Origin of the sequence: Halorubrum aidingense JCM 13560, assembly GCF_000336995.1 — an archaeon.
Taxonomy (GTDB): domain Archaea; phylum Halobacteriota; class Halobacteria; order Halobacteriales; family Haloferacaceae; genus Halorubrum; species Halorubrum aidingense.
The window spans coordinates 16,959-28,804 of record NZ_AOJI01000024.1; the positions used below are offsets into that span (position 1 = coordinate 16,959).

11 protein-coding genes are annotated in these 11,846 nt (G+C 63.6%); 5 read left to right on the forward strand and 6 right to left on the reverse strand.

The features are described from left to right. Positions 1–85 precede the first annotated feature (85 nt). Entirely contained in the window at positions 86–1,006 is a 921-nt protein-coding gene (locus tag C461_RS09150; RefSeq protein ID WP_008000595.1) for a 2-dehydropantoate 2-reductase, read from the reverse strand. Positions 1,007–1,073: 67 nt separating this feature from the next. Then, entirely contained in the window at positions 1,074–3,752 is a 2,679-nt protein-coding gene (locus C461_RS09155; protein WP_008000596.1) for a PEP/pyruvate-binding domain-containing protein, read from the reverse strand. Between the two features lie 38 nt (positions 3,753–3,790). On the opposite strand from C461_RS09155, the gene C461_RS16190 reads away from it, so the two are divergent. Continuing rightward, positions 3,791–3,919, forward strand: coding sequence for a hypothetical protein (locus C461_RS16190; protein WP_275039112.1), 129 nt, complete (start codon positions 3,791–3,793; stop codon positions 3,917–3,919). A gap of 61 nt (positions 3,920–3,980) precedes the next feature. Further along, complete coding sequence (locus tag C461_RS09160) at positions 3,981–4,358, forward strand: YccF domain-containing protein (protein WP_008000598.1); 378 nt, start codon at positions 3,981–3,983, stop codon at positions 4,356–4,358. 163 nt (positions 4,359–4,521) lie between these two features. Here the strand turns inward: C461_RS09160 and C461_RS15535 are convergent, their stop codons facing one another. Both C461_RS15535 and C461_RS09165 read right to left on the reverse strand, forming a co-directional pair. Next, on the reverse strand, positions 4,522–4,722 hold the full coding sequence (locus C461_RS15535; protein WP_152418373.1) for a hypothetical protein: 201 nt from the start codon (positions 4,720–4,722) through the stop codon (positions 4,522–4,524). Positions 4,723–5,436: 714 nt separating this feature from the next. Next, complete coding sequence (locus C461_RS09165; protein WP_049906491.1) at positions 5,437–6,549, reverse strand: transposase; 1,113 nt, start codon at positions 6,547–6,549, stop codon at positions 5,437–5,439. 345 nt (positions 6,550–6,894) lie between these two features. Here C461_RS09165 and C461_RS09170 point away from each other — a divergent pair, with 345 nt between their 5' ends. Beyond that, entirely contained in the window at positions 6,895–7,326 is a 432-nt protein-coding gene (locus tag C461_RS09170) for a DUF4112 domain-containing protein (protein WP_008000602.1), read from the forward strand. Positions 7,327–7,659: 333 nt separating this feature from the next. Here the strand turns inward: C461_RS09170 and C461_RS09175 are convergent, their stop codons facing one another. Both C461_RS09175 and C461_RS09180 read right to left on the reverse strand, forming a co-directional pair. Then, the gene (locus tag C461_RS09175; protein WP_008000604.1) at positions 7,660–8,280 is read right to left on the reverse strand and encodes a class I SAM-dependent methyltransferase; all 621 of its coding nucleotides are present in this window, start codon (positions 8,278–8,280) and stop codon (positions 7,660–7,662) included. A 129-nt stretch (positions 8,281–8,409) separates the two neighbouring features. Then, positions 8,410–10,017, reverse strand: coding sequence for an aldehyde dehydrogenase family protein (locus tag C461_RS09180; protein ID WP_008000605.1), 1,608 nt, complete (start codon positions 10,015–10,017; stop codon positions 8,410–8,412). 225 nt (positions 10,018–10,242) lie between these two features. Between C461_RS09180 and C461_RS09185 the strand changes: the two genes are divergently transcribed. Then, entirely contained in the window at positions 10,243–11,094 is an 852-nt protein-coding gene (locus tag C461_RS09185; protein ID WP_008000607.1) for an SDR family oxidoreductase, read from the forward strand. Positions 11,095–11,152: 58 nt separating this feature from the next. Further along, positions 11,153–11,626 carry an Lrp/AsnC family transcriptional regulator gene (locus tag C461_RS09190; protein WP_008000608.1) on the forward strand — a complete coding sequence of 158 codons (474 nt, stop codon included), beginning with the start codon at positions 11,153–11,155 and terminating at the stop codon, positions 11,624–11,626. Positions 11,627–11,846: the final 220 nt, after the last annotated feature.

Sequence of the window (11,846 nt, forward strand, 5' to 3'; positions counted from 1 at the left end):
TTCGTTCCCTTACTGGCGGCCAAGCGCACGCGAGAGCGTCGGCGTCGTGCTCGGTTCCATGTTCGGGGTCGTGTTCGGTGTCGTCCTACGCATTTCGCTGCGCCCACGGTTGGAGAATCGCATAGACGGCTTCGTTCATGGGAACGGCGACGTCGTTCTCCCGACCCCGCCGGACGACCGTGCCGTGGAGGGCTTCGAGTTCCATCGGCTTCTCGTGTGTCATGTCGTAATGGAGCGACGAGTACGAGTCCGCGCCGAGGTCGTCGGCGAAGTCCATCCACTGGGAAACGGTCCCGTCCCGTAGCTCGGCACCGGTAGCCCGACCGACTCGACACACCTCGTCGATCAGCCGCCGGTACATCTCCCAGGATTCCTCGTGGCTTCGAATCTCGCCGAGCGGGAGGCGCACCGTCGCGGTCATCCCGGCCTGCGCACAGATGAACGCGGCCTTCTCCCAGAGGTCGGTTTGTATCGATTCGGACAGTTCGGCGTCCATTCCGTCGGCGCGATCGCACCACTCCAGAAAGCGCGTGGCGCGGTCGCTTCGCGCGCCGTCCAGCTCGCCGTAGGTGAAGCTGGTCGGTCCGCCGGTGTGCTCGACGACGCCCGGTTCGGCGATCGTCGAGAAGATGTAAGCGACACCACCCATGACGTGCTCGCGACCGATCTCGGCGGCGAGTTTCGTCTCGTTGTCCAAGCCGTTCTGCAGTGACACGACGGCGGTGTCGTCGCCGAGGAGGGGACGGACCTCGCGGGCCGCCGCCTCGGTGTCGAAGGACTTGACGGTGAACAGCACGACGTCACACCGGCCGACGTCAGCCGGGTCGTCGGTCGCGGGCAACTCCATCGAGAAGTCACCGGAGACGCTTTCGACGCGGAGGCCGTCGCGCTGGAGCGCATCGAGGTGGTCGCCGCGCGCGATGAGGTGGACGTCGGCGCCGGCTTGAGCGAGGCGACCCCCGAAGTACGCACCGACGCCTCCGGCCCCGTACACTGCGACCTTCATCGGTTCTCGCCGCCCGTCGGAATCGGTGTGTGGTCTGCCATTGTCCGGTACACCTCACTCGGCCGTGTTAACGCTTATCTAGTTTCGTTAGCAGCTCGACGGTCCCGGTGTCTCCGTTGACGCGAATCCGCTGCCCGTCGGTGATCGCCTCTGTCGCGCCGGCGACGGAGACGACGGCGGGAAGGCCGTACTCGCGGGCGACGAGCGCGCCGTGGGTCAGGCTTCCGCCGACCTCGGTGACCAGTCCGCCCGCGGTCGCGAACAGCGGCGTCCACGCGGGATCGGACGACGGGCACACGAGGATCTCGCCCGACCGAAGGGTCGTGGTCGCCGGATCGTCGACGATCCGAGCCACGCCTTCGACGACGCCGGCGGAGACCCCGGTGCCGACCAGCGTGTGCTCGTCGACGTCCACGCGTTCCACTCGGGGGATCTCGCCCTCGCTAGTGATGAGCGGCGGGATATCGATCCGGCCGTGCCGCTCGTGGTCCCGTTTGCGTGCAGCGATGTCGGGGACCTCGCCGTCGGGGTCATCGACGAGCGAACGGAGTTCCGATCTGCGGAGAAACCACACGTCGTCCGGGTCGTCGAGCACGTCCTCGCGGACGAGGTGCTCGCCCGCCCGCTGGATCGCCTCGTGCCACGCTGCGAACAGGTGTGCGATGGCGTGTTTCGGTTCGTCTCGGAGGTGAATGTGGCTTCGGTACGTCCGGAGCAGGTGATTCACGAGCGGGCCGCGGACGGGCCCGAGCAGCCCCCGGTCGGCACTCGCTTGCAGCTCGTCGATCGCCGCCTGCGCCTCTCGTTTGCGCTCGCGGAGCCGGGACCGGTGTGCGCCTCGGTCCTCGCCGGCGAGGTTCCCACGAACGATGCCGAGCGGGGCTGAGGGGTCGTCACGCCACCGAGGACGACTCGGGTCGAACTCGCCGACGGCGCGGTGGCCGAACTCGTCGATAAACGCATCGAACGCCTGAACGAACGCCTCGCTCCCGTCGACGGCGCGGACTTCTTCGTACGGCTGTCCGTCGAGTATCGCCCGTTCGACCGCGGGCGTCTCTCGTGCGACGTCCGCGATATCGCCGAGCGCCAGCGTCATTCTGGTGCCGACTTCCGCCTCGTTGCCTCGTGCGGCCGCTTCGACGGTCGCGGCGTCCGCGCCGGAGACCACCCGTTCGAGGACCGTTCCCGCGAGCGGGCCGATGACGACGCGCATCGACTTCGGCGACAGGTCGGAGACGAACTCGGTCGAGAACCCCGCGAAGACGGTCTCGACCAACTCGGCCGGATCGTCGGTCGCGAGAATGTCGGCCGCCTGTGCGCTCGCCCATTCGTTGAGTTCGGTCACGAACTCGTCGATGCCTGCCGCCCCGCGAACGAACGGGGCGATCCCCTGCCAGAACAACCGAGCGAGGATCGGGAGCACGCTGGCGACCGTCCGGAGCAGTGCCGGGAGCGTTGCGAGCGACACGTCGATACCGAACTCCTCGCGCCGTTCGGCGAGCAACCGCTCGGTCCCCTCGGCGGCCGACCGGTTCACCGCGGCGATCGTCTTGACGATGCCCTCACGCGTCCGGCGGAACCCGAGAAACGGTGTGATGTCCATGTACGCCCGGCCCTCGGTCCGGGTGATCCAGGCGCGGTCGCGTCCCGTGAAGCCGTTCATCACGTCGCCGTACACCGCCTCCCACAGGTCGAGTGCCAGCGGAGGCATCGGGTCAGTCATCGCCTGTCCGTGACCGAGGCTGAGGTAGACGTGCAGTCGGTCGTCGTCCGGGCGGGGGACCGGCAGCGAGACGAGTGACGTGATCGGTCGGGACTGCAGAATGACGAACGCACCGTCGACGAGCGCCCACTCGATGTCCTGCGGCTCGCCGAACAGCGCCTCGATCCGTTCACCGATATCGACGAGCGTCCGGAGCTGGGCGTCGGTGAGAACGCGCGTCTCTCGCCTGTCCGTCCGTGTGTCTACCGAGGTGGTGCCCGCTCGGGTGAGCCTGCGTTCGGTCGCTTTGTCGCCGACGTCGTACTCGATGACTGCGCCCGTTTCTCGGGCGATTCGCGCGTGGTCGGCGCTCACCTCGCCGGCGACGACCGCGTCGCCTAAGCCGTACGTCGCGTCGACGGTCGCGACGGTTCGCTTGCCCGTCTCCGGGTCGGCGGTGAACAGCACGCCCGCCGCGTCGGCGTCGACCATCCGTTGCACGACGACCGCCATCTCGACGTCGGTGTGTGCGATACCGTTTCGCGCGCGATAGGCGACCGCCCGGTCGGTGAACAGACTGGCCATGCAGTCGCGGACTCCGTCGGTGACGGCGTCGGCAGTGACGCCGAGGTGGGTGTCGTGCTGGCCGGCGAACGACGCCGTCGGGAGGTCCTCTGCCGTCGCCGACGAACGGACGGCATAGGTCGTGTCGGCGCCGACGTCGAGCGCCTCGGCGATCGCGCGTTCGATCGGGTCGCCGATCGGTCGCTCGCGGATGAGCGCCCGGATCTCGGCAGCCGTCGTCGTCAGCGCGCCGGAGTCGCGGGGGTCGTGCGAGCCGAGCCGCTCGATCGCTGCGCTGATCTCCGCGTCGTCCGCGATTGACCGATACGCCGCAGTCGTCACAACGAACCCGGACGGGACCGGAACTCCCGCGTCAACGAGGACGCCGAGGTTCGCGCCTTTGCCGCCGGCGACACCGAGGTCGGCGGCCCCGAGAGAATCGAATCGGCGGACGTAGTGCGATCGCGGGTTCTGCGTCATGCTCACCTCTCTGTGGGTGTCGGTGTGTCATCTACCTAATGGTTCTGCCGGAGTCACTCGTGACCGGCTCGTTGGGTCGGTTACGTGGCAACCAGGACGACTGCGACGCCGCCGAAGGCGATGCCGAGGGCCTTCTTCGCGTGACGACGAAGGTCGGGAACAAGTGACCCGCGGCACCCGGCCGCGATCGGCGATACGGATTTACCGCGTGGAAGTCTAACGAGGCTAATGGCACAACGATCCCTCCTCGTTCGCGCGCTGTGGTTCGTGTTCGTCGGCTGGTGGGTAACACCGATCGTCGTCAACACCGCGTGGCTGCTCAACGTCACGGTCGTCCTGCTGCCGATCGGCATCAAGCTGATCAACCTCGTGCCGACCGTGCTCACGCTCGCGGAGCCGCGGTCGCTGTCGGAGCCCGAGTCGGCGCGCGGGCAACGCTCGCTCGCCGTCCGGGCGATCTACTTCGTCCTCGTCGGGTGGTGGCTGAGTCTGCTGTGGGCGAACGTGGCGTCGGCCCTCGCGATCACGGTCATCGGGCTGCCGGTCGCGATCTGGATGCTCAACCGGCTGCCGTACGTCACGTCGCTGTACCGATTCCACGGGTGACCCTGCCGGTTACTGCCTAATCGGCGTTGTCCTACGCGAACCCCACGTCGACGGGCTCCGTGGAACACCCTTTTTCAGACACAACACGGGATGAACAGTCGGTCACGCAAAGGGCATCTCTCTCGACGGTACAGGCACAAAGGAACTGCAGACACACTGTTCATCAATCGCGTTCGGAGTCCCCGGGCACTGCCTTCTTGTCTCTGCTTCCGACAATTCCCCCAATAGTTGCGCCGAGAACCGCACCGATTAGAGCGCCAATTGGACCAAACAGTAGACCGCCGAAGATGGCGGAGAATATCAGGGGAAAGAATATATCGACCATGCTCGGCCTTGATTTTTCATTCGAATTTGAAACGGTCATGTCTGCTTATTTTCTGTCCCTGAATATGTATTTTTTCTGTACTACGTGGTTTGTGCGGCTCCTGTACTGACCACAGCCGGTATCAGGAACGGAGGCGTACCGCGTCACAGAGGCCTCGGGTGAGGTACATGCTGACGCCGACACGTCCACGGTCAACTCGGCAAACGTATCCTGGGACGTAACTACACCTGCCGGGACATACGCGGAGTACGTGCTAGTCAGATCGCTCGGCGACGAACCGACGACGTACAGGACCACGTTTGAGTTCGATACTGGTAACTTCGATCTTGAGCAACCACCGTGGGTCGACGAAGCCAATTCGACAGAGCCGTACGAACTGACGGCACCCGTTCTGATCTAGCCACGTTCCAGTGCAGACGTCGCATACTCCCCTCACTTATGAACTCACACCTGTTTGACTCGAGGGAATGAACGACGATGATTCACGTCTCGATAGTTCATCCTGTCCGGTGATACCGGGTTGCTGACTACCTGTATCAAGGAGAGAGTCCCGCCATTTACAGTAGTTGCCGAATCAAATCTTGTTTCGCACTAACCAAGCCGTTGAGTTCGCGCATTTCACGATCGTAGCGGATTTCGTTGTGACAGATTCAGTGAGAGAGCGAGGGAACGCCGCGACAGCGGCGTTCCCGAGCGACACCTCTCCGCGATAAGGCGTACTCACCGGTTATCCCGGTCAGATCCGAGGTGGACTCAGCCGTAGTCTGTCGAGAGAACGAATCTGCGGAAGATTCGTGTTGAAATCAGCGGTGTCTCTGGAACTGTTTCAGCTGAAGCTAACACGTTAGCTAACACCCACAGATTGTACAACGACACCGCGAACAGAAAGTAGAACAGTCGAACCGAGAACGTCGGCGACGACGTTCTCGGGAGGAAATCGCCGAGCTGGCGATATGACGTTTCGATCCCCCAGCGGCGGCAGAACGCCGCCGCGTATGCTCTCGCTGTCGATGAGTCTACGTCTAAGCTTGTCACGAACCAGACGTGCTCGTCCTCGCTTGTGCGGTGCGGAACCGCGAAGACTGTGACATCTACCGACGCTGTTGGTTTGCGCTTTCGCTGCATCGTGTACTCGTCAGCAACCGTCTCAGCGCCGGCGCTGAGGCGGTCTTTCATTCCACTACTCGGCCGCGCACGCACGATATAACCGACATCCTGCTGTTCCAACTCCGCGACGACGTGGACTTGGTAGAATCCACGGTCGAGGTAGACGTGCCGAATGGAGACGTACTGTTTGGCTGTTTCGAGCAAGGAGCGAACGGCTTCGCGCTTGGCGCGAAAGCCGTTCGCGTCCATCGGGACCACCGCAAGCGTAAATCGCGTGCGAGGAGCGACGATACACAGCGTTGCGAAGCAAAACGCTTTGTTTGTTCCGAGATCTGGATACGTGGTTAGGACGTGGTCTGTGTCGGCAGATCCGTAGAACCGCCACTCGTGGAGATCGATGGCAACATCGACGAACGCGGGAAGTCGGCGTTGAGACCGGAGGACTTCGAACACTCGATCTCGGACGCCATCGAACTGGTCGGTGATAGCCTCTGCTGAGAGATTGCGCAAGTGATACAGCAGCGATTTAGCGAGTGAATTTCGAGCCGTAGCGGTGATATCGACGTGCTCGTCACGATCAAGTTGGAGCGTTTTCCCACCCGTATTTGCGAACTCCTGATCAAAAGCGATCCGAGAGAGGATTTCCAAGAAATCCTCTCTCGTGTACTTCCCACACGGTTTTACGCCGAATTCGAGTTCTGGAAACAGCACCGTCGACGCAGCACGGCAAACCTGTTTCGCCTCAGCTGTCTGGACCATCTGGTGACCAACACAGCCCAGCCTGAAGAGTCTCAGTCAGGTTCGGCAACTACTGTTTAGGGCGGGCGTGAATCCGACATCACACGGTACAATCCACGCTCGACGCTTATTCTGGGGTATCCTCTCTGACTTTCTTTTCACCTTCGAGGAGCAACCCTTTCCACGTCAACCCCCGGTGCTTCTTCCGTTCCTTCAACCGCTCGTACTGTTCATCGTCGTCAAATTCGATCCGAACTGCCCATCGAAACGACGTTGCCGACGTATCTAGTACCTGAATCCATGCCTCCGGGGACGCCCGACAGACCTCGACACCACGGTTATCGGGCAGGGCTCCAAACGGTACCTATGACGGGTGACCAGGAGAGCGAGGTGCTGATCGAGTTCAGCGAGAAGATGGAGCACCTACCGAAGTCGGTCGACCGAGCGGCGGTCAAGCGTCTCCAAATCGTGGCGTCCGTTCTCGACGAGGGAATCCGCGTTCCGGGAATCGGCTACCGCATCGGTATCGACCCACTGCTCGGTGTTCTCCCGGGGGTGGGGGACGTACTCAGCGGCGGACTCTCGCTGTACATCGTGGTTGAGGCGGCTCGTCTCGGCGTGTCCTCCACGACGCTGCTCAAAATGATCGCGAACATCGCCGTCGACGTGGTCGTGGGAACAATCCCGATCGCGGGTGATCTCTTCGACGCCGCCTGGAAGGCCAACAAGCGCAATTTCGAACTGGTACTGAATGACCTCACAACGGAGTACGACCCGTCCCGGTCACCAGACGAGTGAACCGGAATCGGGCTAGTCTTGCGGGAACGGACCGGGGGCCGCCCGGCCGCCGAGTCAGTTGAGGAACGGATTGTCGACCGGTTTGAACTGGTGGTTGCATGAGGGGCACGCAACCAACCGGCGGCCGGTGTCGGTGACGACGACCGTGAAGCGGCGGCTCCAGTCTCTGGTACCGCACTCGGGACACTGACGGGTAATGGGTGGCATCATGCTCAACGTGTCCGTAGGCGCTCTACACTGCCTTCTATCGGTCCGAGCGTCAAAGGTATGCCGGGAGGACAGCCGACGTCTGGGTTCATTTGGCCGGTCGCCTGTGTTGCCGAGGCCGGTGCGTCAGCCGGGCGCGCGAAAGGCCCGCGTGGTGTCTCTGTCACCGCGGACGACGTCGACCTCGACGAAACCCAGCGAGGTGAAGATGCGGTCCCAGTCTCGGTAGTACAGCGGCGTGTCCTCGTCGACGTAGTTCAGATCGTGGTCGGTCGACGACGACTCGCGTACCGGTTCCTCGATCTCCGCCGTGACGAGGACGTCGTTGGTGATCCGAGCGATTTCCTCGAAGACCCACTCGACGTCGGGGTGGAGGTGCTGGAGCGTTTCGACCGAGTAGACCGCGTCGAACTGTCCGTCGTCGAACTCCTCGATGACGTCCTCTATCGGGCCGCAATAAAACGTTCCGTCGGCGGCGAGTTCGGGGTAGGTCTCCCGCATCGTGTCGAACGCCTCGGCGTTGATGTCGACGCCCGAGAGGTTCTCGAAGCCGTGGTCGGCGAGGTGTTCGAGGTGCCGGCCCGACCCGCACCCGAGTTCGAGGACTGCCGCGTCGCGGGGAAGGTGCTCGCCGAGGATATCGCGTATCACCGTACTCGTCTCGTTCGGACCGTGATATGCGTAGTACGCCGGTGAGTGTTCGCCCGCCCGGTTTACCCACGCGTTTCGGACGGTATCGGGATCCACGTGTGTTGACTCGTGCAAAGGTGTAAAACGTCGTCGGAGACCGCCTGAATCAACTACCCCACCCAAACGCCTCGGGCGATTTGAGGGCGGGTTGTCTCTGAACCGGGGAAGCGAGTAGGACGGGGACGTTTAGAGCTGTCCGACGTCGCCGACCACGGTCCGGCTCTGCTGGCGCATGAACTGCTGGAGGTACCACGGACCGCCGGCGAACTTCCCGGTCGTTCCGGAGTACTTCCAGCCGCCGAACGGCTGGGCATCGACGAGCGCACCGGTCGTCGCGCTCTGCTCGCGGTTCACGTAGCACATCCCGGACTCGATCCGGTCGAACCACGTGTTGATCTCGTCTTCGTCCTCCGAGAAGAGGCCGGCACAGAGTCCGTACTCGCTGTCGTTGGCCTTCGTGATCCCCTCTTCGAGGCTCGAGACGGGGTGGATAGTGACGAACGGGAGGAAGTGCTCGTCCGTCGCGAGCGCGTGATCGTGTGGGATGTCCGTGACCACGGTCGGTTCGACGTACCGACCGGCCGGGAGGTCGTCGCGGTCGTCGCGGTCGACTCGGCTCCCGCCGGTCAGGACCGTGCCGTCCGCGGCCGCCGTGTCGCAGATGTCGTCGTAGCGCTCGATCGCGCTGTCGTCGATCAGCGGGGAGACGACTGTCTCCCGGTTCTCGGGCTTACCGACGGAGAGGTCGTTCGTCTCCGCGACGAGACGCTCGGTGAACTCGTCGGCGACGTCCTCGTGGACGTACACGCGGGAGGTCGCGGAGCACTTCTGACCGCTGAACGAGAACGCGCCGAACTTCACGCCGGAAACGGCCTTCGAGAGGTCGGCGCTGTCGGAGACGATGACCGGGTTCTTCCCGCCGAGCTCCGCGATGACCGGCCCGCGTTTGTCGAGTTCGTCGAACGTCCGCTGGATCTCGAGCCCGACCTCGCGGGAGCCCGTGAACGCGAACCCGGCGACGTCCTCGTGTTCGATCATCGGCTGGCCGACCGCTCGCCCGCCGCCCGTGACCAGGTTGGCGACGCCGTCCGGAATACCCGCCTCCGCGAGGACGTCGAAGAACGCGTGCGCCGTCAGCGGCGTGGTGCTCGCCGGCTTCACGACCGCGGTGTTCCCGGTGATCAGCGCGCCGGTCGTCATTCCGACGAGGATGGCGAACGGGAAATTGAACGGGGACACAACGCCGAAGACGCCGTACGGCTGGAGGTCGCTAACGCAGCGCTGCCCGGGCGTCGGCTCGCGCGTGTCGGCGGAGTACCCCTCGGTCCGTTCCAGTTCGCTGCTGTAGTACCGGAGGAAGTCGATCGCCTCGTCGACCTCCGCGATCGCCTCGTTCCGCGTTTTCGCGTTCTCGTAGGCCATCAACGCCGTGATCTCGAGTTTGCGGTCTTGGATGATGTCCGCGGCGTCGCGGAACAGCGCGGCGCGCTCGTCCCACGGCGTCTCCTTCCACTCGTCGTAGGCGTCGCTGGCGGCCGCGACGGCCTCGTCGACGTGCGTCTCGTCGCCGGCGGCGAACTCGCCGAGGACCTGGTCCGTGTCCCCCGGATTCGTGACGGTGAACGTCTCTTCGGTCTCGATCTCGTCGCCGTCGATCCGGAGCGGGTGGGTCGCCCCGAAGTCGGAGCGGATGTCGTCGACTGCGGCCTCGTAGGCGCGGTGGAATTCGTCCAGCGTCCCCGCCTGCGTGTGCTCGTGAATCGTGAGTTCGTTCTCGAACTGGCTAGGTGTCATTAGCGTACAATGTGTTCCGCGCGGAGTATAATTGTGCCGAACGGAATGCTGCGGTCTGCCGATCGGATCGGACCCGCTTCTCGATCGTATCGAAGACGTCCGCGATCGGCTCGTGTCGGTCACTACTGACACGGTGGCTCGTCGAATGGGGCCACCCGAGACCGGTCGCGCTGCCCTCGCGGCCTCGGCACCGGGAATTATCCCTCGGTTGGCCGAATCGGAGGCATGGCACTCGCGGCTCCTGACCTCTCAGGTTCGACGGCGTTCATCACCGGAACGACCCGCGGCATCGGCAAACAGCTCGCGCTCGCGCTCGCCGACCGCGGCTGCAGTATCGTCTCGACGGGCAAGACGACCGACGGCGACGACTCCGACCTCGAAGGGTCGATCGAGCAAACGGCCCGCGAGGTGCGTGATCGCGGGGTCGAGGCGCTCGCGCTCGAACTCGATCTCCGCGATGAGGCTCGCGTCGAGGCGGTCGTCGAGGAGGCGATCGATCACTTCGGCGAGGTCGATATCGTCATCAACAACGCGAGCGCCATTCAGCTGGCGAACGTCGCCGACCTGCCGGCCGACCGGTTCGATCTGCTGACCGAGGTGAACGTCCGCGGGACTCACCTCGTCGCGCACGCGTTCGCCGAGCATCTCGCGGGGCTCGACGAGGCGTGGCTGCTGTCGAACTCGCCGCCGATCGTGACCGACCGGTCACCGGGGAAGGCGCCGTACGCGTGGTCGAAGCTCGGGATGTCGTTCATCACGCTCTCGCTCGCCGAGGAGTTGGCCGGCGACGGCGTCGGCTGTAACACGTTCTGGCCGGTGACGACCATCGACACCCGCGCGACCCGGTACTTCGGGCTCGGGACCGAGGACGACTGGCGCACCCCGGAGGTCGTTTCCGACGCGGTCCTCGAGATATTAGCGCGTGACCCGGCGGAGTGTACGGGCAACAGCTTCTACGACGAAGCCCTGCTCCGCGAGGCGGGAGTCACCGACTTCTCGGCGTACAATCTCACTGACGGCGACCCGGCACCGATGTCGGCGCGGCTGTTCGATCCGGAGTTCGAACGCGAGGCGTGACCGCCCCGTAACCGAGCAACATCAAAAGGTAAAGTGCCTGTATCTCGGATATGCGGGTATGGCTGACAAGGAGATCGACGACGTGGACAGAGCGATCCTGTACGCGCTCCAGGAGGACGCGCGGAACATGTCGTCCGGTGACATCGCGGAGCGGACCGGTACCTCGGACAGTACCGTCCGCAAACGCATCCAACGTCTGGAATCCGACGACATCATCAAGGGATACAGCGTTAGCGTCGATTACCAGAAATCCGGCTACCCGCTTCGAATGCTGCTGTACTGTACCGCCTCGATTCCCGAGCGCGGCACCTTGATACCCGACATTCTGGAGATCGACGGCGTCATCTCGGTTCAAGAGCTGGTCACCGGAGAGGAGAATCTGCTCGTGACGGTCGTCGGCGAGTCGGACAACGAGATCACGCCCGTCGCACAAGAGCTCCTCGACATGGGACTGACCGTCGCCGACGAAGTTCTCGTCAGGAGTCACGAGACGACACCCTTCGGCAAGTTCGACTCCAAGGACAGTAGCTAGGCGACGACGCGCGGTCGATCTGCAACGATGCGGTTTTTTTACTGGGCTACCCTCCACGGTGAGCAGTCTGCTCGCAAATACTGCGAAACCATAACGTTCTATAATGGTAGTTTTTCGAACGAACTGTTCTCATAGACAGATTTAATAGTCATTCTGTTCTCCAAAGCGAACGAAGACGACCAAAAGCGGACTCCGGTATCTACCGGCTACCGGAAGCGGT